This window comes from Cellulomonas sp. EB106-03-03-XG116 (genome assembly GCF_058792015.1).
In genome coordinates, this window is the sequence record NZ_JBYTEP010000052.1 from 1 (window position 1) to 22,858 (window position 22,858).

22 protein-coding genes, 1 pseudogene and 2 riboswitches are annotated in these 22,858 nt (G+C 76.1%); of the genes and pseudogenes, 12 read left to right on the forward strand and 11 right to left on the reverse strand.

Features of this window, described 5'->3' with window-relative positions:
• Window positions 1-123: 123 nt before the first annotated feature.
• Both AC3WUG_RS16075 and AC3WUG_RS16080 read right to left on the reverse strand, forming a co-directional pair.
• Entirely contained in the window at window positions 124-2,256 is a 2,133-nt protein-coding gene (locus AC3WUG_RS16075) for an acyl-CoA dehydrogenase family protein (protein WP_492328589.1), read from the reverse strand.
• 50 nt (window positions 2,257-2,306) lie between these two features.
• Complete coding sequence (locus AC3WUG_RS16080; protein WP_492328590.1) at window positions 2,307-3,020, reverse strand: TetR/AcrR family transcriptional regulator; 714 nt, start codon at window positions 3,018-3,020, stop codon at window positions 2,307-2,309.
• A 129-nt stretch (window positions 3,021-3,149) separates the two neighbouring features.
• On the opposite strand from AC3WUG_RS16080, the gene AC3WUG_RS16085 reads away from it, so the two are divergent.
• Genes AC3WUG_RS16085 through AC3WUG_RS16095 form a run of 3 tightly spaced genes read left to right on the forward strand, consistent with a single transcriptional unit; the run spans window position 3,150 to window position 6,951 of the window.
• A complete protein-coding gene (locus AC3WUG_RS16085) occupies window positions 3,150-4,511 on the forward strand; it encodes an acetyl-CoA C-acetyltransferase (RefSeq protein WP_492328591.1) in 1,362 nt (453 codons plus the stop codon).
• Window positions 4,511-5,875 carry a 3-oxoacyl-ACP reductase gene (locus AC3WUG_RS16090; protein ID WP_492328592.1) on the forward strand — a complete coding sequence of 455 codons (1,365 nt, stop codon included), beginning with the start codon at window positions 4,511-4,513 and terminating at the stop codon, window positions 5,873-5,875. Before AC3WUG_RS16085 ends, AC3WUG_RS16090 begins: the two co-directional genes overlap by 1 nt.
• Complete coding sequence (locus tag AC3WUG_RS16095) at window positions 5,872-6,951, forward strand: MaoC family dehydratase (protein WP_492328593.1); 1,080 nt, start codon at window positions 5,872-5,874, stop codon at window positions 6,949-6,951. The genes AC3WUG_RS16090 and AC3WUG_RS16095 overlap by 4 nt, the downstream gene beginning before the upstream one ends.
• Window positions 6,952-6,981: 30 nt before the next feature.
• Here AC3WUG_RS16095 and AC3WUG_RS16100 read toward each other — a convergent pair whose 3' ends face one another.
• Both AC3WUG_RS16100 and AC3WUG_RS16105 read right to left on the reverse strand, forming a co-directional pair.
• A complete protein-coding gene (locus tag AC3WUG_RS16100; RefSeq protein ID WP_492328594.1) occupies window positions 6,982-7,248 on the reverse strand; it encodes a hypothetical protein in 267 nt (88 codons plus the stop codon).
• Window positions 7,245-7,658 (reverse strand): hypothetical protein, encoded by a 414-nt coding sequence (locus tag AC3WUG_RS16105; protein ID WP_492328595.1) that lies wholly within the window; start codon window positions 7,656-7,658, stop codon window positions 7,245-7,247. Before AC3WUG_RS16105 ends, AC3WUG_RS16100 begins: the two co-directional genes overlap by 4 nt.
• A gap of 77 nt (window positions 7,659-7,735) precedes the next feature.
• Between AC3WUG_RS16105 and AC3WUG_RS16110 the strand changes: the two genes are divergently transcribed.
• Complete coding sequence (locus AC3WUG_RS16110; RefSeq protein WP_492328596.1) at window positions 7,736-8,359, forward strand: pentapeptide repeat-containing protein; 624 nt, start codon at window positions 7,736-7,738, stop codon at window positions 8,357-8,359.
• Between the two features lie 58 nt (window positions 8,360-8,417).
• Here the strand turns inward: AC3WUG_RS16110 and AC3WUG_RS16115 are convergent, their stop codons facing one another.
• Window positions 8,418-9,797 carry an aminotransferase class V-fold PLP-dependent enzyme gene (locus AC3WUG_RS16115; RefSeq protein WP_492328597.1) on the reverse strand — a complete coding sequence of 460 codons (1,380 nt, stop codon included), beginning with the start codon at window positions 9,795-9,797 and terminating at the stop codon, window positions 8,418-8,420.
• A gap of 48 nt (window positions 9,798-9,845) precedes the next feature.
• Window positions 9,846-9,960: riboswitch (SAM riboswitch) on the reverse strand.
• 117 nt (window positions 9,961-10,077) lie between these two features.
• A riboswitch (SAM riboswitch) is annotated at window positions 10,078-10,180 on the forward strand.
• Between the two features lie 6 nt (window positions 10,181-10,186).
• Here AC3WUG_RS16115 and AC3WUG_RS16120 point away from each other — a divergent pair.
• The 3 genes and pseudogenes from AC3WUG_RS16120 to AC3WUG_RS16130 form a co-directional block, all read left to right on the forward strand.
• Window positions 10,187-10,369 (forward strand): annotated as a pseudogene (locus tag AC3WUG_RS16120) (DUF1737 domain-containing protein); the annotation flags it as partial.
• Window positions 10,370-10,392: 23 nt separating this feature from the next.
• Complete coding sequence (locus AC3WUG_RS16125; protein WP_492328598.1) at window positions 10,393-10,818, forward strand: rhodanese-like domain-containing protein; 426 nt, start codon at window positions 10,393-10,395, stop codon at window positions 10,816-10,818.
• Window positions 10,815-12,068 carry an O-succinylhomoserine sulfhydrylase gene (locus tag AC3WUG_RS16130; protein ID WP_492328599.1) on the forward strand — a complete coding sequence of 418 codons (1,254 nt, stop codon included), beginning with the start codon at window positions 10,815-10,817 and terminating at the stop codon, window positions 12,066-12,068. Before AC3WUG_RS16125 ends, AC3WUG_RS16130 begins: the two co-directional genes overlap by 4 nt.
• A 79-nt stretch (window positions 12,069-12,147) precedes the next feature.
• Here AC3WUG_RS16130 and AC3WUG_RS16135 read toward each other — a convergent pair whose 3' ends face one another.
• The 4 genes from AC3WUG_RS16135 to AC3WUG_RS16150 all read right to left on the reverse strand — a co-directional run bounded on the left by AC3WUG_RS16135 (window position 12,148) and on the right by AC3WUG_RS16150 (window position 14,577).
• A complete protein-coding gene (locus tag AC3WUG_RS16135) occupies window positions 12,148-12,879 on the reverse strand; it encodes a hypothetical protein (protein WP_492328600.1) in 732 nt (243 codons plus the stop codon).
• A gap of 199 nt (window positions 12,880-13,078) precedes the next feature.
• On the reverse strand, window positions 13,079-13,774 hold the full coding sequence (gene purQ / locus AC3WUG_RS16140; protein ID WP_492328601.1) for a phosphoribosylformylglycinamidine synthase subunit PurQ: 696 nt from the start codon (window positions 13,772-13,774) through the stop codon (window positions 13,079-13,081).
• The gene (gene purS, locus AC3WUG_RS16145) at window positions 13,774-14,061 is read right to left on the reverse strand and encodes a phosphoribosylformylglycinamidine synthase subunit PurS (RefSeq protein ID WP_154729127.1); all 288 of its coding nucleotides are present in this window, start codon (window positions 14,059-14,061) and stop codon (window positions 13,774-13,776) included. Before purS ends, purQ begins: the two co-directional genes overlap by 1 nt.
• A gap of 78 nt (window positions 14,062-14,139) precedes the next feature.
• Window positions 14,140-14,577, reverse strand: coding sequence for a hypothetical protein (locus tag AC3WUG_RS16150; RefSeq protein ID WP_492328602.1), 438 nt, complete (start codon window positions 14,575-14,577; stop codon window positions 14,140-14,142).
• A gap of 206 nt (window positions 14,578-14,783) precedes the next feature.
• Between AC3WUG_RS16150 and AC3WUG_RS16155 the strand changes: the two genes are divergently transcribed.
• Window positions 14,784-15,347 carry a cysteine hydrolase family protein gene (locus tag AC3WUG_RS16155; RefSeq protein WP_492328603.1) on the forward strand — a complete coding sequence of 188 codons (564 nt, stop codon included), beginning with the start codon at window positions 14,784-14,786 and terminating at the stop codon, window positions 15,345-15,347.
• Between the two features lie 46 nt (window positions 15,348-15,393).
• Here the strand turns inward: AC3WUG_RS16155 and AC3WUG_RS16160 are convergent, their stop codons facing one another.
• Window positions 15,394-16,878 carry an amidohydrolase gene (locus AC3WUG_RS16160; RefSeq protein WP_492328604.1) on the reverse strand — a complete coding sequence of 495 codons (1,485 nt, stop codon included), beginning with the start codon at window positions 16,876-16,878 and terminating at the stop codon, window positions 15,394-15,396.
• A gap of 73 nt (window positions 16,879-16,951) precedes the next feature.
• A complete protein-coding gene (locus tag AC3WUG_RS16165) occupies window positions 16,952-17,692 on the reverse strand; it encodes an FMN-binding negative transcriptional regulator (protein WP_492328605.1) in 741 nt (246 codons plus the stop codon).
• Window positions 17,693-17,981: 289 nt separating this feature from the next.
• Here AC3WUG_RS16165 and AC3WUG_RS16170 point away from each other — a divergent pair, with 289 nt between their 5' ends.
• Genes AC3WUG_RS16170 through AC3WUG_RS16185 form a run of 4 tightly spaced genes read left to right on the forward strand, consistent with a single transcriptional unit; the run spans window position 17,982 to window position 22,816 of the window.
• Window positions 17,982-19,598, forward strand: a complete 1,617-nt coding sequence (locus AC3WUG_RS16170; protein ID WP_492328606.1) for a peptide ABC transporter substrate-binding protein — start codon at window positions 17,982-17,984, stop codon at window positions 19,596-19,598.
• On the forward strand, window positions 19,595-20,995 hold the full coding sequence (locus AC3WUG_RS16175; RefSeq protein WP_492328607.1) for a M14 family zinc carboxypeptidase: 1,401 nt from the start codon (window positions 19,595-19,597) through the stop codon (window positions 20,993-20,995). The genes AC3WUG_RS16170 and AC3WUG_RS16175 overlap by 4 nt, the downstream gene beginning before the upstream one ends.
• Entirely contained in the window at window positions 20,992-21,918 is a 927-nt protein-coding gene (locus tag AC3WUG_RS16180; protein ID WP_492328608.1) for an ABC transporter permease, read from the forward strand. The genes AC3WUG_RS16175 and AC3WUG_RS16180 overlap by 4 nt, the downstream gene beginning before the upstream one ends.
• Window positions 21,911-22,816 carry an ABC transporter permease gene (locus tag AC3WUG_RS16185; RefSeq protein WP_492328609.1) on the forward strand — a complete coding sequence of 302 codons (906 nt, stop codon included), beginning with the start codon at window positions 21,911-21,913 and terminating at the stop codon, window positions 22,814-22,816. Before AC3WUG_RS16180 ends, AC3WUG_RS16185 begins: the two co-directional genes overlap by 8 nt.
• Window positions 22,817-22,858 lie beyond the last annotated feature (42 nt).

Below are 22,858 nucleotides of genomic sequence, written 5' to 3' on the forward strand. Positions count from 1 at the left end.
CCCCCCCCCCCCCCCCCCCCCCCCCCCCCCCCCCCCCCCCCCCCCCCCCCCCCCCCCCCCCCCCCCCCCCCCTCCACCGTGGGCGGGTGGGGCGTCCACGGGCCGGGGCGGCCCGCCCCCGTCTCAGCGCGCCGGCTTGGGCTCCGGCACCGGCTCCGTCCCCGACGCCCGCGCCGCGCGCTGCGCCTCCCGCGCCTCCGCCTGCCGCGCGGCCTCGGCGCCGGACGCGATCTCGGCCCGCACGTGCTCCGGCCCGTACCCGAACCCGTCGACCAGGTCCTGCGCGTGCGGCCGCAGCCGGAGCAGGAGCCGCTCGATGTAGGACGTCACGGTGCGCGCCCGGCCCGCGGACAGCCGCCCGTTGACCAGGTACCAGGCGAGGTTCCGCTCGATGAGCGTGAGCCCGAACAGGTCGCGCAGACGGGTCAGCACCTGGCGGGTGCCGGCGTCCGGCACCGCGTCGAGCGCCCGGGTGAACGCCTCCCACTGCAGCAGCTCGGCGTGCGCACGAGCGGCCTCGACGAGCTCGTGCTGGTGCGCGTCGAACAGCTCGGCGGCGACCTCGGGGGCGGCGCGGCGGGCCGGACGGAGCGCCTGGGCGAGCTCGGCCACCATCGTCGCCACCCGGTCCGCCAGGAGGTCCCGCTGGGTGTGCGGGTCGCGGAGCTGCCCGGCGGACCGGCGCGCGTCGCCGGCGTCGACCAGCGTCTGCACGGCGCGGGCCAGCGGCATCCGGTGCAGCGCGGCGTCCGCGGCCTTCCCCGCCACCATCCGGGCCATGACGGCCGGGTCGCCGCCGACCTGCGCGGCGTACCGGGCGAGCAGCCGCTTGCCGACGAGCTGGTAGAGCACGGTGTTGTCGCCCTCGAACGTCACGTAGACGTCGAGGTCGGCCCGCAGCGAGGTCAGCCGGTTGGCGGTGAGGAAGCCCGCGCCGCCGCACGCCTCCCGGCAGGTCTGCAGGGTGCGCAGCGCGTGCCAGGTCGACGTCGGCTTCAGCGCCGCCGCGAGGGTCTCGAGCTCCTCGCGGGACTCCGGGGTGTCGTCGCGGCCGGAGAACACGTTGTCGAACGCGGCGAGCAGGTGCTCGTGCGCGAACGTGGCCGCGTAGGTCTCGGCGAGCAGCGGGAGCAGCCGGCGGCGGTGCTCGCCGTAGTCGAGCAGCACCACCTCGTCGGTCGGCGACGCCCCGGCGAACTGCCGGCGCTGGTTGCCGTAGGTCACCGCGACGACCAGGCCGAGCTTGGCCGCGTTCACCGCCGCGCCGTCGAGGGAGACCCGCCCCTGCACGAGCGTGCCGAGCATGGTGAAGAACCGGCGCCCCGGGCTCGCGATCGGCGACGAGTACGTCCCGTCCGCGGCCACGGAGCCGTACCGGTCGAGCAGGTCGTCGCGCGGGACCCGCACGTGGTCGAACCAGAGCCGGCCGTTGTCGATGCCGTTCAGCCCGCCCTTGAGGCCGTCGTCCTCGCCGCCGACGCCCGGCAGGAACTCCCCGGTCGCGGCGTCCCGGATCGGCACGTGGAACGCGTGCACCCCGTGGTTCACCGGGCGCGGGTCGGCCGGGCCCTGCGACACGAGCTGCGCGAACACCACCGCCGCCGTGCCGTGCTGGCCCGCGTTGCCGAGGTAGTCCTTCCACGCCGCCCGGAACGGCGTGTGCAGCACGAACTCCTCGGTGGCGGGGTCGTAGGTCGCCGTGGTGCCGATGCTGGCGACGTCGGAGCCGTGGCCCGTCTCGGTCATGGCGAACGCGCCCGGGACGTCGACCGACATCGCGCCGGGCAGCAGCCGGTCGTGGTGCCGCTCGGTGCCGAGGTGCAGGATCGCGGACGCGTACAGGCCCCACTGCACGCCGGCCTTGATCTGCAGCGACGGGTCCGCGGCGACGAGCTCCTCGAACCGGGCCAGGCTGCCGCCGTGGTCGTCGGCGCCGCCGAGCCGCGCGGGGAACGCGCGGAGCACGTCGCCCTCGCGCGCCAGCGTCCGCAGCTGGTCGAGGACGCGGGCGCGGTGCTCGGGGACGGGCAGGCCCTCGACGCGCTGGAACCGCGGCTGGCCGACCACGTCGCGCGCGCCGCGGCGCAGGTCGGCGTACCGGCCGAGCAGCACGTCGGTGAGCCGGGGCACGTCGACGCGCGGGTCCGCGTGCTGCCGGCCGTGCGGGTGCCCGGCGCCGGTCGGCCGGACCGTCGCGGTCGGGGTCGTCACCGCCGGGCCGGGGGTGGTGGCCGGGGTCGGTGCGGTGGTGGTCATGCGGTCTCCCCTGGGTCGGTGCGTCGCCGTCGGCGCACGGTTCGGGTGGATCAGTCGGCGGACGGGTGCTGCTGGTCTCGGTGCGGCGCCGGGTCGGTCCGCCCGGCCTGCTCGCGGGTGCGCGCGCCGACCGGCCCGGCCCACAGCCAGGCGGCGACGCGGGTGGCGACGTCCTCGCGGTCCTCGCGCCCGGCGCCCGCGGTGCCGGGCGCCGCGAGCCAGCGCTCCCCCGCGCCCCGCACGAACCCGACGGCGCCGGCGGCCCACAGCCGCGTCCAGGCGGCGTCGGCGGGGTCCGCCGTGGCGCCGGGGCCCTCCTCCAGCGCCCGCACGAACGGCGCGGCCACCAGCTCGGTGACCGAGTCGAGGAAGTGGCCCACGGACCCGCCGCGGGTCACGAACGCGTACACGTGCGGCGAGGACTCGATCATCGACAGGTAGGTGTCGACCATCCCGCGCAGGGCGTCCCGCGGGCCGGCCGCCCCCGCCGCGGCGGCGTCCAGGGCGTCGCGGATGTCGGTGACCACCGCCGCGGCGACGGCGAGCTGCAGGCCGTCCTTGTCGGTGAAGTACCGGTAGACGATCGACTTCGAGGTGCCGGCCGCGGCCGCGATGTCGTCCATCGACACGTCCGGGCCGCCGTGGTGCACCACCCGCCGGGCGACGCGCACGAGCTCGGCGCGGCGGGCCTCGCGGTGGTCCTCCCACCGGGTCGACCGGCCGTCGTCCGTCGCCGTCGACGGTGCGCGGGTGATCGGGGTCACAGAACCGACGGTATCAGGTACTGTGAGTTTCGGGCACCGCCACCGCAAGGGACCCAGGTCCCGACTTTCCCCGGCCGCGGCGGACCCGACCGGCACCACCCTGATCGACGACGATGCGGGAGGACCCCGATGGCAGCGACCCCCAGCTCACCCCAGGCAGCCGCGGCCGCCACGACGACCGGTGCTCCGCGCGCCGTGGTGGTCGGCGGCAACCGGATCCCGTTCGCGCGGGCCGGCGGGCCGTACGCCCGGGTGAGCAACCTCGACATGCTCACGGCCGCGCTCGACGGGCTCGTCGCCCGGTACGGGTTGCAGGACGAGGTGCTGGGCGAGGTGGTCGCCGGCGCCGTGCTCAAGCACAGCCGCGACTTCAACCTGACCCGCGAGGCGGTGCTCGGCTCGCCGCTGTCGGCGCGCACCCCGGCGTACGACCTGCAGCAGGCGTGCGCGACCGGCCTCGAGGCGGTGGTGTCGATCGCCAACAAGATCCGGCTCGGGCAGGTCGAGTCCGGCGTCGCGGGCGGCGTCGACTCGGCCTCCGACGTGCCGATCGCGGTCAGCGAGGGCCTGCGCCGCACGCTGCTCACGCTGGCCCGCGCGAAGACCGTCCCGCAGCGGCTCAAGGCCGCCTCCGCGCTGCGGCCCGCCGACCTCAAGCCGGCCACGCCCCGCACCGACGAGCCGCGCACCGGGCTGTCGATGGGCGAGCACCAGGCGCTCACCACCGCGCAGTGGGGCATCAGCCGCCAGGCCCAGGACGAGATCGCGTTCGCCAGCCACCAGCGGCTCGCCGCCGCCTACGCCGACGGCTTCTTCGACGACCTCGTCACCCCGTACCGCGGTCTCGTGCGCGACCAGAACCTGCGCGCGGACACCTCGCTCGAGAAGCTCGGGACGCTCAAGCCGGTGTTCGGCACCCGGCTCGACACCCCGGCGACGATGACGGCCGGGAACTCGACCCCGCTCACCGACGGCGCGTCCGCGGTGCTGCTCGCCTCCGAGGACTGGGCGCGCGCCCGGGGCCTGACCCCGCTCGCCGCCGTGGTCGACGCCGAGACCGCGGCCGTCGACTTCGTGCACGGCGAGGACGGCCTGCTGATGGCGCCGGTGTACGCGGTGCCGCGACTGCTCGCCCGGCAGGGCCTCGGGCTCGGCGACCTCGACTACGTGGAGATCCACGAGGCGTTCGCGTCGACCGTCCTCACCACCCTGGCGGCCTGGGAGGACAAGGAGTTCTGCCTGTCCCGCCTCGGCCTGGACGACGCCCTCGGGTCCGTCGACCGCGAGCGCCTCAACGTGCACGGCTCCTCGCTGGCGGCCGGGCACCCGTTCGCCGCGACCGGCGGGCGCATCGTCGCGACGGTCGCCAAGACGCTGCACCGGCGCCGCGCGGAGCTGCTGGCCGCGGGCGAGGACCGGCCGGTCCGCGCCCTGGTGTCCGTGTGCGCCGCCGGCGGCCTGGGTGTCGCGGCGATCCTGGAGGCGGTGTGATGGCCACCGACACCTACCTGGACCTGGTGAACAGCGGGTTCACCGCGAAGGTCGCGAAGCAGCTCGGCCTCCCCCGCCCGGCGCGGCTGCGCCGGTACCGCGCGGGCGCGCCGCTGGTCGACGGCCCGGTGCTCGTCCTCGGCGAGGGCGGCGACGCCGACACGCTCGCGCAGTTCCTGTCCGGCACCTCGCCGGAGCACAAGGGCTGGGACCTGGACGTCCGCCGGCACGCCGGCGAGGGCACCCGGTTCGCGGCGGTCGTCCTCGCACTGACCGAGGTCGCCCACCCGCGGGACCTGGCGGAGCCGATGCTGGCGCTGGCACCGGTGCTGAAGACGCTGGCCCCCGGCGGCCGGGTCGTCACGGTGTCCCGGGGCGCCACCCCCGACCAGGCCCCCGCGCTCGCCGCCGCGCGGCAGGGCGTCGACGGCGCGCTGCGGTCGATCGCGAAGGAGCTCCGCGCCGGGGCGACCGGCAACGGCGTGGTCCTGGCCGACGACGTGCCGGTCACCGCGCCCGCCGTCCTCGGCGCGCTCCGGTTCCTGCTGTCCGCCCGGTCCGCGTACGTGGACGGCCAGCTGCTCCCCGTCGACTCCGCGGCCGGCGCGCTGCCCGCCGACTGGGAGCAGCCGCTGGAGGGCCGGGTCGCCGTCGTGACCGGCGCGGCGCGCGGCATCGGCGAGGCCATCGCGACCACGCTCGCCCGGGACGGGGCGACCGTCGTGGCCGTGGACGTCCCGGCCGCGGGCGAGGCCCTGGCCGCCGTCGCCAACCGGGTCCGCGGCACGGCGCTGCAGCTCGACGTCACCGCCGACGACGCGGGCGCCCGGATCCTCGAGCACGCGCTCGGGCGGCACGGGCGGGTCGACGTCATGGTGCACAACGCCGGCATCACGCGGGACAAGCTGCTCGCCAACATGACGCCGGACCGGTGGGAGTCCGTGATCGCGGTGAACATCGCCGCGCAGCTCCGGATCAACGAGGCCCTGCTGACCTCGGGCGACTTCGCCGACGCGCCGCGCATCGTGTCGCTCGCGTCGACCTCCGGGATCGCGGGCAACCGCGGGCAGAGCAACTACGCCGCGTCCAAGGGCGGGGTCATCGGCATGGTGCAGGCCACCGCGCCGCTGCTCGCCGCGTTCGGCGGCACCGCCAACGCGGTCGCCCCGGGGTTCATCGAGACCGAGATGACCGCGCGGATGCCGGCGCTCACCCGGCAGGTCGCGCGCCGGCTCTCGTCGCTCCAGCAGGGCGGGCTGCCCGTGGACGTGGCGGAGGCCGTGGCGTTCCTCGCCTCGCCGCAGGCGGGCGGGGTCGTCGGGCAGGTGCTGCGGGTGTGCGGGCAGAGCATGGTGGGGCGGTGACGGCGGTCGAGGCGCGGGCGCGGGACGCGGAGCCGGACGGGCCGGGAGGGGCGGCGGGGGCCGCCGGGTCCGGCAGGTCCGGTGGGGCCGCCGGGGCCGCCGGGCGGCGGGTGCTGACGCTCGCGGAGTCGCCCGGGCTCGGCGGCCTGTACGCGCGCGCCGGGCTGGCCTCGGGGCGCGCGGCCGTCGGCGGACCCGTGCGGCGGGCGCTGGGCGGGGTGCCGGGACTCTCGGGGCTGCCCGGGCTCCCGGGGCTCCCGGACGGCGAGGGGCCCACCGCCGCCCCGGCTCTGCCGCCCGTGGAGCACCGGCTCGGCGGCGTCGTCCCCGACCCCGCGCGGCTCACCGCCTACCAGCACCTGGTCGGCGAGCCGGCGTCGGACGTGCTGCCGGCGGGCTTCGTGCACGTGCTCGCGTTCCCGGTCGGCATCGCGCTGATCGTCCGGCCCGACTTCCCGATGCCGCCGCTCGGCATCGTGCACCTGGCGAACCGGGTCGAGCAGCGCGCGCCGCTGCACGTCGGGGACGCGCTCGACATCCGCTCGTGGGCGGAGGACCTGCGGCCGCACCGGAAGGGGGCGCAGGTCGAGCTGGTCGCCGAGGTGCGCCGCGCGGGCGCGCCCGCCGACGAGCCGCCGGCCTGGCGGGGGGTGTCGACCTACCTGGCACCGGGCGTGCGGGTGCCCGGGCAGGAGCCGGAGGACGGCGCCCGCCCGGAGTTCGTCGCCCCGGTCCCCACCGGCCGGTGGGCGTTCGACGCCGGTGCGGGCCGCCGGTACGCCGCCGTGTCGGGCGACGCCAACCCGATCCACCTGCACCCGCTGACCGCGCGGGCGCTCGGGTTCCCGCGGGCCATCGCGCACGGGATGCTGACCGCCGCGCGGGCGCTCGCCGACGTCGGCGCCCGCCGCGGGGAGGCGTACGACTGGGACGTCGAGTTCGCGTCGCCGGTGCTGCTGCCGTCGACGCCGGTGGTGCGGGTCGCCGCGGCCGGGGACGGGGCGTGGTCGGTGACGGCGTGGGACGCGAAGCGGCGGCGGCCGCACCTGACGGCGGAGGTGCGGGCGCGGGGGTGAGGCCGGCGCGGTCCGGCGGGAGCGGGGTGCCTAGGTGAACAGGGCGCGGAGCATCCGCCGGACCGGACCGCCGCGCATGAGGCGCTTGTACTCGGCCCGCCAGTACTCCTGCTCCTCGGTGGCCCGGCGGATCTCCTCGTCCAGGCTCTCGTACTCCTCGCGCTGCCGGTCGCGGGCCCGCTGCCACAGGTCCCCGCCCGGGGACAGCCGGGCGATGTACTCGTCCACCATCGGCTGCGTCTCCGGCGGCCATCCACCGCGCGAGATGACGGGCGGCTCCTCGGGGCCAGAAGTCATGGCTGCACTCCTCGTTCGTCCCGGCCCCTGTCCAACGCTACCGACACGAGCGCCGAGCGGACAGCGTCATCCGCGGCGTCGCCGAGCGCCACCAGCACGTCAGCCCCCGGCGACCCGCCGAGGTCGCGCTCCCGCTCCACCAGCCAGCGGTAGACCGACCACCACTGCACCAGGTCCCGGTCGACGACCTGCCCGCGTCGGGCGACCGCTGCCGCCCGCTCCGCCCCGCGGCGCGCCTCCTCCGCCGCCACCCGGTCCGCCCGGATCCGCGCCCGCGTCGCCGCGAACCCGACCACCGCGGCGAGCACCGCCGCCAGCGCCGCCGGCCCCGGGGACAGCAGGAACTCCGCCAGCCACTCGGCCGTGCCGAGCGCCGGCGCCGCGTTCGTCACCGCCGCTCCCGCCGCCATGCCGACCACGCTAGAGGGCCCGGGACCCCGATCGACCGTCGTCCACAGCCCGGGTTCCGGGGTGCGAGGCTGGACCCATGCCCGCCCCGCGCACCGACCTCCTCGACCCGTACCCCGGCCCCGTCGAGCCCGAGGGCGACTACGACCGCCTCCTGCTCGACGGCCTCGACCTCGCAGGGGCCGACGCGGAGAGCGCGCGGTTCATCGAGTGCCTGCTGCGGGCGTGCGACCTGGACGGGGCGGAGCTCGACCACGCGCACCTCGTGGACACCACGCTCGCCGAGTGCCGCGCGGGGATGCTCCGCGCGCGCTCGGGCACGTGGCGCGACGTCACGCTCGAGGGGTGCCGGCTCGGCGCGCTCGAGGCGTTCGGCGGCTCCTGGGACCGGGTGACGGTCGAGGGCGGCAAGATCGACTACCTCAACCTGCGGGACGCCCGGCTGCAGGACGTCCGCCTCGTCGGCTGCACCATCGGCGACCTCGACCTGGCCGGGGTGCGGGCGGCGCGGGTCCGGCTGGAGGACTGCCGGGTCGGGCGGCTGGACCTCACCCGGGCGCAGCTGAAGGACGTCGACCTGCGCGGCGCGGACCTCGCGGGCATCGACGGCACCGCGGGGCTGAAGGGCGCGACGATCAGCCAGTCGCAGCTGCTGGACCTGGCGGGCGCGCTGGCCGCGCACCTCGGGGTCGTCGTCCGCTGACGACGCCCCACGGCGCCGGGCGACCCGCCCCCTGCGCGGGCCGCCCGGCGCCGTGGTCTCAGTCCTCGACGGCCGGCCCGCAGGCCGCCGCGGCGGTCGCCGCGATCGCGTCGATGCCGGTCACCGCCGGCCGGGGCCGGGTGTCGTCGGCGACCGTCCAGCAGCCGTCGACGACCTCGTACTCCGCGGCAGGCCCGGCGGTGACGTACGCGCGCAGCCCGGCGAGCAGCCGGTCGACCGTCTCGGTGGTCGTCCCGACCCCGACGGACGCGCGGATGGCGCCGCCCGTCACGCCGACCCGGGCCAGCAGCGGGTGGGCGCAGAACCGGCCGTCCCGCACGCCGATGCCGTGCTCCGCGGACAGGTACGCCGCCACGAGGCCGGAGTCGTGGTCGCCGAGCGTGAACGCGACCACCCCGACGGGGTCGGTCGAGTCCGACCACAGCCGCAGCACGCGGGCCGAGGGGATCGCCGCCAGACCGTCGACGAGCCGCTCGCGCAGCGCCTGCTCGTGCTCGACCAGGGCATTGGCGGGCAGCGCGGACAGGGCGTCGCACGCCTCGGCCAGCGCGACCGCGCCGAGCACGTTCGGCGACCCGCCCTCGTGCCGGGCGGGCGCCGGCTGCCAGAGCGTCCGGTCGGTGCGCACGTCGCGGACCGCGCCGCCGCCGGCGAGGTAGGGCGTGCCGGCGTCGAGCCAGTCGCGCCGGCCGACCAGGGCGCCCGCCCCGAACGGGGCGTAGGTCTTGTGCCCGGAGAACGCCACGTAGTCGACGCCGCTGGCCGCGAGCGAGAACGCCCGGTGCGGCACGAGCTGCGCGCCGTCGACGGCCACCCGCGCGCCGGCCTCCTGCGCGAGGGCGACCACCGAGGCGATCGGCAGCGCCTCGCCGGTGACGTTCGAGGCCCCGGTGAGCGTGACCAGCGCGTACGGCTGGCGTGCGAGCTCGTCGCGCAGCGCGGTCAGCGTCTCTGCGACGGTCGGCGCCGAGGGCAGGATCGTCGCCGTGCGGCCGGAGCCCCGGACCGAGCGCACCCACGGCAGCAGGTTGGCGTGGTGCTCGACGTCCAGGACGAGCACCCGGCCGCCGTCGGGGACGCAGCCGGCGAGCAGGTTGAGCGCGTCGGTGGTGTTCCGGGTGATCACGGCGACGTCGTCGGGGCGCGCACCCACGAACCGGGCCACGGTCGCCCGGGACGCCTCGTACAGCGCCGTCGACACCTGGGACAGGTACCCCGCGCCGCGGTGCACCGAGGCGTACAGCGGCAGCACCTCGACGACGCGGGCGGCGACGGACTCGAGCGCCGGCGCGGACGCGGCGTAGTCGAGGTTCGCGTACGGCACGGACCGGCCGTCGACCAGCGGGACGCGCGTGTCCCCGCCGACGACGGGCAGCAGGGCGGTCTCGGCACACGAGGTGGTGGCGGTGACGGACATGGGAGTACCCCCGAGCGGATCGGTGGGGGCCCGGTCGCCGACCGGGCGACCCCGCGCTTGCCGCCACCGGTCGGTGGACGGCCAGGTCGTCACCCGGGGCACCCCGCCGCGGTGGGAGGGTTGCCGGCCAGCGAGCCGGGGCTTCGCGCTGGCGCTCATGACCTCGTCCGAGGATGGGGCGGTCCGCGCGGAGGTGTCAACCGTGGTCCACGGTGCGACACGGGTTCACCCGGCCGCGGTCGGGCGGCCATCCTGGTCCGGGCGATGGCGTAGCATCGCCGCACCATCCAGAGCGGCCGAGAGATCTGGCTCGTCGACGCCGCAGCAACCCGCGGACCCCCACCGGGGCCGGCCGAGGGTGCTTCCGCCAGATCCGATGGAGGAGAGGCATGACCGACACCGACGACCGCCTGCGCTACCGCCTGCTGACGGGGCCCGACGACCGCTCGTTCTGCGAGCGGGTCAGCGCCGCCCTGGCCGAGGGCTACGAGCTGCACGGCGGGCCCGCCGCCACCTTCGACGGGGAGCGCGTGATCGTCGCGCAGGCCGTCGTCCTCCCGGCCGCCGCGGCCCCGAGCACCCCGGTGCGCCCGCTGTGACCGCGCCGTACGCGGGTGACCTCACCCCGCAGGAGGCCTGGGACCTGCTGCTGTCCGACGAGCGCGCCGTCCTGGTGGACGTCCGCACCGAGGGCGAGTGGCAGACCATCGGCGTCCCGGACACCGCCGACGCCGGCGAGGGCCGCACGGCGTTCGTCGAGTGGGTCGACGCGTTCGGCTGCCCGAACCCCGCGTTCCTCGACGGCCTGGCCGTCGCCGGCGTGACCGCCGACGACCCGCGCCCCGTGGTGTTCCTGTGCCGGTCGGGCGTGCGCTCCGTCGCCGCCGCGGTCACCGCGACCGCCGCGGGCCTCGGCCCGGCGTACAACGTGCTCACCGGCTTCGAGGGCGACGTCGGACCCGACGGCCGCCGGGGCCACCAGGGCTGGCGCGCGGCCGGCCTGCCGTGGCGGGAGGCGTGAGCGCCGCTCCCGGCCCGGCGGACTGGCACGACGAGCGGCTCCCCCGGGAGTCCCTGCGCCCCGACACGCTCGCCGTGCGCGGCGGCCACGTCCGCACGCCGTTCCAGGAGACGTCCGAGGCGCTGTTCCTCACGCAGGGCTACGTCTACTCCCGAGCCGCCGACGCCGAGGCGGCGTTCGCCGGCGAGGCCGACCGGTTCCTGTACTCCCGCTACGGCAACCCCACGGTGTCGACGTTCGAGGAGCGGCTCCGGCTGCTCGAGGGCGCGGAGGCCTGCTACGCCACGGCGTCCGGCATGTCCGCGGTGTTCACCGCGCTCGCCGCGCTCGTCCGGTCGGGCTCGCGGGTCGTCGCGGCGCGCGCGCTGTTCGGGTCGTCGGTGGTGATCTTCGACGAGATCCTCGCGAAGTGGGGCGTGCGCACCGACTACGTCGACGGCCACGTGCCCGCGCAGTGGGAGGAGGCGCTGTCGACCCCCGCGGACGTGGTGTTCTTCGAGACGCCGTCCAACCCGATGCAGGACCTGGTCGACATCGCCACGGTCAGCCGGCTCGCGCACGCCGCGGGCGCGGTCGTCGTCGTGGACAACGTGTTCGCGACGCCCGTGCTGTCCCGGCCGCTCGACTTCGGGGCGGACGTGGTCGTGTACTCGGCGACCAAGCACATCGACGGCCAGGGACGGGTGCTCGGCGGGGCGATCCTCGGCAGCGACGCGTTCGTGCACGGGCCGGTGCAGACGCTGATCCGGAACACCGGGCCGTCGCTGTCGGCGTTCAACGCGTGGGTGCTGCTCAAGGGCCTGGAGACGCTGTCGCTGCGGGTCCGGCACCAGACGGCGTCCGCGCTGACGCTGGCGACCCGGCTCGAGGGGCACCCGGCGATCGCGCAGGTCCGCTACCCGTACCTGCCGTCGCACCCGCAGCACGCCCTCGCGCGCGCGCAGCAGTCGGGCGGCGGCACGGTGGTGACCCTCGACCTGCGCGTGCCCGAGGGGTCGACGCCGGCGGAGGCCAAGGCCCTAACGTTCGGCGTGCTGGACGCGCTGCGGGTCATCGACATCTCGAACAACCTCGGCGACGCGAAGTCGCTGGTCACGCACCCGGCCACGACCACGCACCGGAAGCTCGGCCCGGACGGGCGCGCGGCGGTCGGGATCGCGGAGTCGACGGTGCGGCTGTCCGTGGGGCTGGAGGACGTCGACGACCTGGCCGACGACCTGGAGCAGGCCCTGGGGACGCTGGGCGGCTGACGGGCAGACGCCGGGTCGGGTGGAAGGCCTGGTCGGACACGCCGTCGGCGAGTCGGGCCGGACCTCCCACCCGACGGGGTCAGGCCACCAGGGCGCGGAGTTCCGCCTCGACCGCGGCGCCGCCGGCCAGGGGGTGCAGGACCACGCCGTCGACGCCCGCGCGCCGGGCCACCTCGCCGACCTCGGCGACGAGCCGGTCCGCGGTCGTGACGACGCGGGTGTCGGCGGGCGCCCACGACAGCCCGGCGAGCGCGTCGAGGTACTCCAGGTGCGACCGCTTGCGGCGGGCGGTGCGCTCGTCACCGGCGAGCACGACCTCCAGGTCGAGCAGCACCCGGACCTCGGACCGGTCGCGGCCGACCTCGGCGAGGGCGTCCTCGACGAGGGCGGCCACCCGGGCGAGCGCCCCGACGGAGGGCACCGCGACGGAGAAGCCGAGCCGGATGACGTCGGCGGTGCGGGCGGCCACGGCGATCCCCGACTCCGACTCCGGCCGGGCCTCGACGGTCCGCACGCCGTAGGCCGGGGCGCCGACGTGCACGACCGGCGGGCGCTCCGCGTCCGGTGCGAGCCGGTCCGCCGCGGTCGGGACGCTGGTCCCCACCCGGTTCTCGCGCTGTGCACCGATGGATCGGGCGGCGTCGCGAGGATCCGCGGGGGACCGGAGCGGGGACACCGGGGCGGCGTCAGCCGGGGCCGGCGCGGGGGCCGGGGTGGCGGGCGCGCGGCGGGTCGGGACGACGCGGCGGGCGGCGGCGGGGACGTGACGGGTGGCGACCGCGAGCGCGCGGTCCAGCACGGGCTGAGCCATGGGGGGTGTCCTCGGAATGAGGCGGGGTGCGCGGCGAGGGCCGTCCGGCCGCGGGCGCGCGGGGTCGTCAGCTCAGCGACAACACACCCGGCTCAGGAACACGCGGGCAGCCTAACCGCGCCGTGACCGGGGAGGCAGCACCGTGTCCACATCCCGGGCGCACGTGACCCGCCCCGCACTCGCGCGCCAGCGGCGGGGGTCAGGAGACCAGCGCGCGCATCACCGAGGTGAAGAACCGCAGGCCGTCCGTGCCGGACCGCGGGCCGCGGGCGCCGTCGGGGCCGAAGCCCGCCTCGACCGCGTGCTCGGGGTGCGGCATGAGGCCGACGACGTTGCCCTTCGCGTTGCTGATGCCGGCGATCCCGCGGCGCGAGCCGTTCGGGTTGGTGTCCTCGTAGCGGAACACGACGCGGCCCTCGCCCTCGAGCTCGTCGAGGGTGCGCTCGTCGGCGACGTACTGGCCGTCCTGGTTCTTCAGCGGGATCGTGATCCGCTCGCCCGGCGCGTACTCGCTCGTCCAGGCGGTGTCGGCGCGCTCGACGGACAGCACCTGCTCGCGGCAGACGAAGTGCAGGTGGTCGTTCTTGATCATCGAGCCCGGGAGCAGGTGCGCCTCGGTGAGGACCTGGAAGCCGTTGCAGATGCCGAGCACGGGCATGCCCTTGCCGGCGGACTCGACGACCTCGCCCATCACGGGCGCGAACCGGCTGATCGCCCCGGCGCGCAGGTAGTCGCCGTAGGAGAACCCGCCGGGCAGGACCACGGCGTCGACGCCGCGCAGGTCCGCGTCGGCGTGCCAGAGGGCGACGGGCTCGGCCCCGGCGAGGCGCACGGCGCGCGCGGCGTCGCGGTCGTCCAGGGTGCCCGGGAAGGTGACCACGCCGACCTTGGTCATCAGGCCAGGCCCTCCGAGAGGACGGTGCCCGCGGCGTCGGCCTCGGAGTCGGCCACGCGGACGACGTCCTCGATCACCGGGTTCGACAGCACCTGGGTCGCGGCCTCGGCGGCGGCGGCCAGCACCTCGGGGGTGACCGGGCCGTCGACCTCGAGCTCGAACCGCTTGCCCTGGCGGACGGAGGTGAACTGGCCGAAGCCGAGCCGCGGCAGCGCCCCGGCGACGGCCTTGCCCTGCGGGTCGAGGATCTCCGGCTTGGGCATCACATCGACGACGACTCGTCCCACGGGTGAGCTCCCTGGTTCGCGGCGGTGGGGATGGTCACAGCCTACCGACCCCGCGGGGGCGCTCCGTGCGCGCGTCCGTCAGGCGGCCCGGACCACCCCGACGTGCGCGTTCCCGCCGCCGGTCAGGTAGGCCATGATCGCCGGGTTGTCCGACGTGGCGAGGTCGGTGGAGTACCCGACGACGACCACGGCCCACCCCCGGTCGAGCAGCGCGTCCAGCCACGCGTCGTCGTGCTCGGCCGCGAGCTCGACCTCGTCGCCGACCCAGAGCGTCGCCCAGCCGCCGGCCGCGGTCAGCGACGCCCGGTAGTCGTCGACCTCGCGCAGCGCCGCGTCGTCGGTGTCGGACAGGCCGAGCGCGGCGGCGTACCGCTCGAGCCGCGGCACGACGCCCGGCTCGCGGCGGGTGGGGTGCACGACCCAGCACGCCACCGGGCGGCCGTCGCGGGGGTGGTACCCGAGAGCGGTGCGGCCGCCGATGCCGTGGGGAGCGAGGACATGCAGGTCAGGGCGCATATGAGCGGGGACGTTACGACCCGGTACGGTCCGTGTCCTGGGACGTCTGGGTGCTACCACCCACGCCCCGTTGGGCGGACCACCCGATCGGTCGACACCGCCCGGGTGAGCGGGCGTCACCCGGGCGCGCGGCGTGGCAGGGGATCGACGCAGATCGGCGCCCGCGCTGCTGTCGGACCGGGCCCCACGACCAGCACGATCGCCGCATGGACCTCTCCCCCGACGCCGCCCTGGTCGTGATCGACGTGCAGCAGGGCTTCGACGACGCCGCCTTCTGGGGCCGGCGCGACAACCCCGACGCCGAGCGGAACATCGGCGCCCTCGTCGAGACGTGGCGGCGCACCGGCCGCCCGGTCGTGGTCGTGCAGCACGCGTCGCGGACCTCGCCGCCCCTGCACGCCGGCACGCCGGGGTACGACCTGAAGTCGGTGGTCGCCGACGTCGAGCCCGCGCTGCACGTCACGAAGTCGGTGAACTCCGCGTTCTACGGCGAGCCCGACCTGCACGCGTGGCTGACCGGCGCCGGGATCCGGCAGCTCGTGCTCTGCGGCATCCAGACCAACATGTGCGTCGAGACCACCGCGCGGATGGCCGGCAACCTGGGCTACGACGTGCTGCTGCCGATCGACGCGGCGCACACCTTCGACCTCGCGGGCCCCGACGGCGCGGTGCTGTCCGCGGAGGAGCTGACCCGCGCGACGGCCACCAGCCTGCACGGCGGCGGGTTCGCCCGGGTGGTGCGGACGGCGGACGTGGTCGCCGCGGCCTGACCGGCCAGGCCCGGGGCCCGCCAGGCGGCCGGACCCGGCCGCGCCGTCAGAACCCCCGGTGCGTCCACCGTCCGGCCAGCAGCGTCCCGGCGACCGGCATCTCGCGCAGCGGCGCCCCCGCCGACAGCGGGTCGGCGTCCAGCACGGCCAGGTCCGCCGGCGCGCCGACGGCGAGCGTCAGCGGCTGCCCGTCGACCGACGACCGCAGCGCGGTGAGCAGGTCGAGCCGCTGCTCCGGGTGCCAGGGCTCGCGGCCGTCGCGGGCCCGCTCGACGGCCGCGGACACCGCGACCCACGGGTCGAGGGGCGCCACCGGGGCGTCCGAGCCCAGGACGAGCTCGACGCCCGCGGCGGCGAGCGACGCGAGCGCGAACGCCCGGCCCGTGCGGCCGGCCCAGTGCCGGTCGGCGACGTCGCGGTCGTCCATCGCGTGCTCGGGCTGCACCGACGCCACCACGCCGAGCGAGGCGAACCGCGCCACGTCCGCGTCGGTGAGCAGCTGGGCGTGCTCGACGGAGCCGCGGGCGCCGGAGGCCGCGAACGCGTCCAGCGCCAGCGTGTTCGCGTGGTCGCCGATGGCGTGGATCGCGCAGGTCAGGCCCTTGCGGGTGGCGTGCGCCATGAGCGGGACCAGGTGCTCCGGCGGCACGGACAGCACGCCGTGCGCGTCGGCGCCGGTCAGGCCCGGGTACGGGTCGTGGCAGAACGCGGTGCGGGTGTTGAGCGAGCCGTCGGTGACCACCTTGAGCGGCCCCTGCTGGAGCAGGCCGCCGGTGCCGACGACGACGTCGCCGGACCGCAGCTCCTCGGCCAGCACGCGGTCCAGGTACGGCTCCCAGACGCCCGCGCGGACCCGGAGCGCGTCGTTGCCCGCGGCGATCCGGCGGCGCCACGGCGTGAGGTTCTCGGTGATCTCGAGCTCGACCACGCCCACCACGCCGCGCGCGGCGGCGGCCCGGGACGCGTCGGCCACCCAGTCGTCGGCGACGGCGTCGGGCACGTGGTCGACGACGCTCGTCAGCGGCAGCCACTCGGCCTCGCGGAGCAGCCCGGTCGCGTGCCCGGAGACCCCGGCGTACCGCAGGCCTGCGGTGCTGAACCAGGCGCAGTGCAGGTCCCCGGACACCAGGATCACCGGCACGTCGCCCACCGCGGCGTCCAGCAGCTCCGCGGTCGGGGCGTCCGGCCACAGCCCGTCGCGGAACCCGTAGCCGACCAGCGCGGTGCCCGGGGTGAGCGGGCGCGCGGCGAGCCGGTCGAGGACGATCCGGATCGCGTGCGCCGCGGAGGTCGCGGCCGAGACGTCGAGCCGCTGCCGGGCCAGCGCCCACTGCGTCATGTGCGTGTGCGCGTCCCAGAGGCCGGGCATGACGGTGCGGCCGCCGAGGTCGACCTGCTCGACCCCCGCGCCCGCACCGCGGGCGAGGTCCGGCCCGACGGCGTGCACCCGGCCGTCGCGCAGCAGCACGTCGACGGTGCGGGCGGCGCCCACCAGGCGGGCGTGGGTCAGGACGAGCGGTGCGGTGCTCACGACGGGTCGTCTCCGTTCGGGAAGGGGGCCGGCGCCGGCGCCGGCCCGGGGTCGTGCGCGGGCCGACCGCGCGTCAGGTCCAGTCCGGGCGGCGGTCGAGCTCGGCCCGCATCTCGGCCGCGAGCGCCGGCTCGGCGTAGTGCGGGTCGGTCCCCAGGTGCTCGACGACCCGCTCGGCCACGGCGCGCGGCTTGTCCTGGCTGAGCTTGGCCTTGCCCTGCCACCGGGTCACCGCCAGCCGGAACCCCACGGCGCCGGGCGCGATCCGGCGCGCGTAGCCCTCGACGTCGGGCATCCGGACCGGCTCGGGCATCGGCGCCTCGTACCGGTCGACGGTCGCGGCCATGACGGCGTACGAGTCCTCGGGGTCGAGCAGCTCGAGCGTGCCGTAGAGGTGCACGGCGAGGTAGTTCCAGGTCGGCACGGCGGGCGCGTAGCCGTACCAGCCGGGCGACACGTAGCCGTACGGGCCCTCGACGACCAGCAGGTGCTCCCGGCCGGACCCGACCTGGTGCAGCAGCTCGTCGGGCCGGCCCAGGTGGCTGAGCACCGTGAGCGGGGCCGTCGGGGCCGCGAACCGGTCGGGCAGGCCGTGGGCGTCCCGGGCGGGCCGCGCCGCGGGAGCCGCCGCCGGAGCCGTCGCGTCCGCGGCCCCGCCCGACGGCAGCGCCACGTCCTCGGCGAGCAGCACCGGCACGTGCGAGGCCACCGGCCCGTCGTCGGTGACCGAGACGAGCGTCGCCCACCCGTGGGCGCGCACCAGGTCACGCACGCGCCCCTCGTCGGTCAGCACGTAGTCGGTCGTGTGGATCACGCGGCCCATCGAACCACCACGCACCCCGCCGGGGGCACCCTCGCCCTGTGTCGCGCACGTAAAAGTTTCATTGCCTACTGAACTCTCAGCATCCCGGCTATTGACTCCACCACGGGGTCCCGGGGTTGACTGTCCGGCACCGCCGCCGGGCGCAGACCCGGCCCCCGGCCCGCGCCGTCCCACCCCCGACGCCGCGCGACCGGCCACCCGGCAGAGCCGCCGACCCCGCTCGCCGTGCACTCCCCCGCCCGGCGGCCCCTGCCGCCGCTCCCCCTGCAGTGGAGGACCCATGAGAACGACCCGGATCCGGCTCGCGGCCGGTGCCGCCGTGCTGGCGCTCGCCCTGGCCGCCTGCTCCGGCGGCGGTGGCGACGAGTCCGCCGACACCAGCGCGACGGGCTCGGGCGGCGGCGCGATCCGCGTCGCCGTGACCGACCCGATCCAGCTGATCCCCGGCCGGCAGTCGATCGCCTTCGACTTCAACATGGCCGTCTGGGCCCCGCTGACCTGGATCGACGACGCCGGCGAGCTGACCTACGTCGCGGCCGAGTCGGTGGAGTCGGACGACGGCACCACCTGGACGATCACGCTGAAGGACGGCTGGACGTTCCACGACGGCACGCCGGTGACCGCCCAGTCCTACGTGGACGCGTGGAACGCCGTGGCCTACGGCCCGAACGCGTGGGAGAACTCCGGCCAGCTCGCGAACGTCGTGGGCTACGCCGACCTCAACCCCGCCGAGGGCGAGCCGACGACCACCGAGATGTCCGGCCTGGCCGTCGTCGACGACACGACGTTCACCGTCACGCTCACCGGCCCCGACGGCCAGTTCCCCATGCAGCTCAGCCAGGCGCAGACGGCGTTCTACCCGATGCCCGAGTCCGCGTTCGACGACTTCGACGCGTACAACACGCACCCGGTCGGCAACGGCCCGTTCGAGGTCGAGACGGACTACGCCGAGAACGAGGAGATGACCGTCACGGCGTACGCCGACTACCAGGGCCCCGCCCCGACGGTCGACGCGATCACGTTCGTGCCGTACACCGACACCACCACCGCCTACACCGACGTGCAGGCCGGCAACATCGACGTCGCGGGCGTCCCGGTGGCGCGCCAGACCCAGGCCTCGGCCGACTTCGGCGACCGGCTCTACACCTTCGAGGCCGCCGGCATCTCGTACCTCGGCCTGCCGCTGTGGGACGCCCGCTACTCGGACGTCCGGGTGCGCCAGGCGATCTCGATGGCGATCGACCGGGACACGATCAACGACGTCATCTACGGCGGCCTGTTCACGCCGGCGACCGCGCTGACCCCGGCCGTCGAGGCCGGCACGCCCGAGGGGATCTGCGCGGAGCTCTGCGAGTACGACCCCGAGGGCGCCAAGGCGCTGCTCGAGGAGGCCGGCGGGTTCGCCGGCACGATCGACATCTACTTCCCGGGCGGCTCCGGCCTGGACGAGCTGTACACGGCCATCGCCAACCAGCTCCGGCAGAACCTGGGCGTGGACGCGGTCGCGACCCCGAGCACCGACTGGGCCGAGTTCGCCGACAAGCGGACGGCGGGCGACATCGCCGGGCCGTTCTTCTCCCGGTGGGGCGCCCTGTACCCGAGCCAGCAGAACACCCTGCGGGCGTTCTACGTCGAGGGCGGCGGCTGCCCGAACTGCATCCCGTACTACGAGCCCGAGGTGACCGACCTGATCGCGGCCGCCGACGCCGAGGTGGACGCGGACGCCGCGGCCGAGGCCTACGCGGCCGTGCAGGAGCGGATCCTCGAGGACTTCCCGGCCCCGCCGCTGTTCTTCGAGACCTACTCCTACGTGGTGTCCGACCGGGTGGCCGAGCTGCCCACGTCGGCGGTCGGCAACCCGACCTACACGCAGGTCGTCCTCGCCGAGGGCGCATGAGCCAGGGCACCCTCCCGGCGGGCTCGCTCGAGGACGTCCTCGAGCGGGCCCGCCGGGTCCCCCCGATGTCCGGCTTCCCGCCGGTCGACGAGCTGCTGGCCTGGTTCGGCACCCTCGCGGCCGACCACCCGCGGCTCGTCACCGAGCGGCGGATCGGCACCTCCCGCCTCGGCGAGCCGATCCCGATGTTCTCCGTCGGCTCCGGCCCGCGGTCGCACCTGCTGTTCGCGGGCGTGCACCCGAACGAGCCGATCGGGTTCCGCACCCTGCAGCACCTCGCGGCCGAGCTCGTGGCCGACCCCGACCTGCTCGCGCGGTCCGGCGCGACCTGGCACCTGGTCCCGTGCATCGACCCGGACGGCACCCGGCTGAACGAGTCGTGGTTCGCCGACCCGTCGGACCGCACCGCGTACTCGCGGCGGTTCTACCGGCCGGCCCCGTCCGAGCAGGTCGAGTGGACGTTCCCGTTCGCGTACAAGGACGCGTACTTCGACGACGTGATCCCCGAGACCCAGGCGCTGATGCGCGTCATCGACGACGTGCGGCCGGAGCTCATGGTCAGCCTGCACAACGCGGAGCTCGGCGGCGTCTACTACTACCTGTCCGAGGAGGTGCCGGGGGCCGTCGACGCGCTGCACGCCGTCCCCCGCACGCTCGGCCTGCCGCTCGACGTCGGCGAGCCCGAGTCCCCGTCGATCCGGTCGATCGCCCCGGCGGTGTTCCACATGTCCAGCACCCGCGAGGAGTACGACTACCTGGAGTCGCTGGGCCTGGCCGCGGCGACGATGGTCGGCGGCGAGTCGTCCAGCGCCTACGCGCGCCGGCACGGCACCGTCTCGCTGGTCGCCGAGCTGCCGTACTGGTCGCACCCGCTGGCCGACGACACCACCCCGACGTCGGCCGACTACGCCGACGTCGTGCGCGCCAAGGGCGCGGAGCTGGTCGACCTCGGCGCGACCCTCACGCGGCTGCTCGAGGACGCCCGGCCCGACCTCACGCTGCGGTCGCCGTTCCTGCGGGCCAGCGAGGCGTTCGTGCCGATGATGGGCGAGGGCGGCCGCGCCGAGCTGCTGCGCGCCGAGCGCCCGGAGCTGCGCCGCGCGGCCACCGCCGCCGAGGTGTTCAGCAACGAGGACGTGGTCCGGTGCTTCCGGCTGCGGTTCGGCGGCATGCTGCTGCGCGCGCTCGACGCGGAGGTGCACGCCGGGCTCGCCACGGCCCGGGTCCGGCGGGTCGCCGACCGGGCTCGGGAGGTCTACGACGACTGGGTCGCGGAGGCGGACTCGCTCACGGGCCTGACCGTGCTGCCGGTCGAGCGGCTGGTGGGCGTGCAGTACGGCGCGACGCTGGCGATGTCGCAGGTGCTCGCCGCCCGGCCCGGGGCGGTGCGCGCATGAGCCGGTACGCGGTGCGCCGCGCCGTGGAGCTCCTGATCGTGTTCCTCGGCGTCACGCTGGTCATCTACCTCATGGTGTTCGCGCTGCCCGGCGACCCGATCCGGTCGCTCGGCGGCGACCGGCCGCTGCCGGACAACGTCGTCGCCGAGCTGCGGTCCCGGTACCACCTGGACGAGCCGGTGCTCCAGCAGTACGCCCGCTACCTCGGCGGGCTGTTCACCGGCGACCTCGGCACCAACTTCAGCGGGCAGTCCGTCGCCGGCCGCATGGAGTCCCGGTGGCCGGTGACGATCACCCTGGCGCTGACCGCGTGGGGCATCGAGGTCGTCCTCGGCGTGCTGCTCGGCCTGTTCGCCGGCCTGCGCCGCGGCCGCACCGGCGACCGGTTCGTCCTGGCGGGCACCATCCTCGCGACCAGCATCCCGGTGTTCGTCGTCGCGGTGACCGCGCAGCTCGTGCTCGGCGTCCGGCTCGGCTGGTTCCCGGTCGCCGGGACGAGCGACGGCTGGCCGACCTCGTACCTGCTGCCCGCAGCCGTGATCGCCGTGTTCGGCCTCGCCTCGGTCACCCGGCTGATGCGCGGCTCGGTGGTCGACACGCTGCAGTCCGACTTCGTCCGGACCCTGCGGGCCAAGGGCCTGCGGGAGCGGCAGGTGGTCGGCGTGCACGTGATGCGGAACTCGGCGATCCCGGTGCTGACCTTCCTGGCCATCGACCTCGGCTTCCTGCTCGGCGGCACCGTCGTCGTGGAGGGCGTGTTCAACCTGCCGGGCGTCGGCCAGCTGCTGTTCCAGGCGATCCGCGCGCACGAGGGGCCGACCGTCGTCGGCGTCTCCACCGCGCTGATCATCATCTTCCTGCTGACGAACCTGGTCGTGGACCTGCTGTCGTCGGTGCTCGACCCGAGGATCCGCCATGAGTGACACCCTCACCGCCACCGCGGTCACCGAGGTCGACGCGGACGCCCCCGCGGCGCCCCGCGGCGTCTGGCGCACGCTGCGCCGCCGCCCGCTGTTCTGGCTCTGCGCGGGCGTGCTCGGCGTGCTGCTGCTGATCGCGGTAGCCCCGTCCTGGTTCGCCGGCTGGTTCGGCCAGCCCGACCCGCGGGCCTGCGACCTGTCCGACAGCGCGCTGCGCCCGGGCGGCGAGCACGTCTTCGGCACCGACGTCCAGGGCTGCGACGTGTACGCCAACGTCATCTACGGCACCCAGGCGTCGCTGACGGTCGGCGTGCTCGCCACCGCGGTCGCGCTGCTGGTCGCCCTGGTGGTGGGCACCGCGGCGGGCTTCTACGGCGGGATCGCCGACCGGCTGATCGCCCGGCTGACCGACGTGTTCCTCGGCTTCCCGTTCCTGCTCGGCGCGGTCGTCGTGCTCACTTCGATCGGCAGCCGGTCGGCCGTGACCGTCGCCCTGGTGCTCGCGCTGTTCTCCTGGCCGACCATGGCCCGGCTCGTCCGCGGCTCGGTCCGCGCCGTGCGGGACGCCCCGTACGTGGAGGCGGCCAAGGCGATGGGCCTGCGGGACCGCCGGATCATCGCGCGGTACGTGCTGCCGAACTCGATCGGCCCGGTGCTGGCGGTCGCGACCACGATGGTCGGCGGCGTCATCGTCTCGGAGTCGACGCTGACCTTCCTCGGCCTCGGCCTGCGCGCCCCGTCGATCTCCTGGGGGCTGCAGCTGTCCAGCGCGCAGACCTACTTCCAGACGTCCCCGCACATGCTGCTGTTCCCGAGCATCTTCCTGACCGTGACCGTCCTCGCGATGATCACCCTCGGCGACGTCCTGCGGGACGTCCTCGACCCGAAGGGGCGCGGCTGACCAGGCCCCGCACCGCCCGCACCGAGCACCACCCCGCACCGT

Coding starts and splice junctions, on each gene's coding strand:
- AC3WUG_RS16090 (WP_492328592.1), top strand. CDS start 4,511: ATGGCCACCGACACCTACCTGGACCTGGTGAACAGCGGGTTCACCGCG.
- AC3WUG_RS16085 (WP_492328591.1), top strand. CDS start 3,150: ATGGCAGCGACCCCCAGCTCACCCCAGGCAGCCGCGGCCGCCACGACG.
- AC3WUG_RS16175 (WP_492328607.1), top strand. CDS start 19,595: ATGAGCCAGGGCACCCTCCCGGCGGGCTCGCTCGAGGACGTCCTCGAG.
- AC3WUG_RS16170 (WP_492328606.1), top strand. CDS start 17,982: ATGAGAACGACCCGGATCCGGCTCGCGGCCGGTGCCGCCGTGCTGGCG.
- AC3WUG_RS16075 (WP_492328589.1), bottom strand. CDS start 2,256: ATGACCACCACCGCACCGACCCCGGCCACCACCCCCGGCCCGGCGGTG.
- AC3WUG_RS16115 (WP_492328597.1), bottom strand. CDS start 9,797: ATGTCCGTCACCGCCACCACCTCGTGTGCCGAGACCGCCCTGCTGCCC.
- AC3WUG_RS16180 (WP_492328608.1), top strand. CDS start 20,992: ATGAGCCGGTACGCGGTGCGCCGCGCCGTGGAGCTCCTGATCGTGTTC.
- AC3WUG_RS16110 (WP_492328596.1), top strand. CDS start 7,736: ATGCCCGCCCCGCGCACCGACCTCCTCGACCCGTACCCCGGCCCCGTC.
- AC3WUG_RS16135 (WP_492328600.1), bottom strand. CDS start 12,879: ATGGCTCAGCCCGTGCTGGACCGCGCGCTCGCGGTCGCCACCCGTCAC.
- AC3WUG_RS16100 (WP_492328594.1), bottom strand. CDS start 7,248: ATGACTTCTGGCCCCGAGGAGCCGCCCGTCATCTCGCGCGGTGGATGG.
- AC3WUG_RS16150 (WP_492328602.1), bottom strand. CDS start 14,577: ATGCGCCCTGACCTGCATGTCCTCGCTCCCCACGGCATCGGCGGCCGC.
- AC3WUG_RS16155 (WP_492328603.1), top strand. CDS start 14,784: ATGGACCTCTCCCCCGACGCCGCCCTGGTCGTGATCGACGTGCAGCAG.
- purQ (WP_492328601.1), bottom strand. CDS start 13,774: ATGACCAAGGTCGGCGTGGTCACCTTCCCGGGCACCCTGGACGACCGC.
- AC3WUG_RS16185 (WP_492328609.1), top strand. CDS start 21,911: ATGAGTGACACCCTCACCGCCACCGCGGTCACCGAGGTCGACGCGGAC.
- AC3WUG_RS16105 (WP_492328595.1), bottom strand. CDS start 7,658: ATGGCGGCGGGAGCGGCGGTGACGAACGCGGCGCCGGCGCTCGGCACG.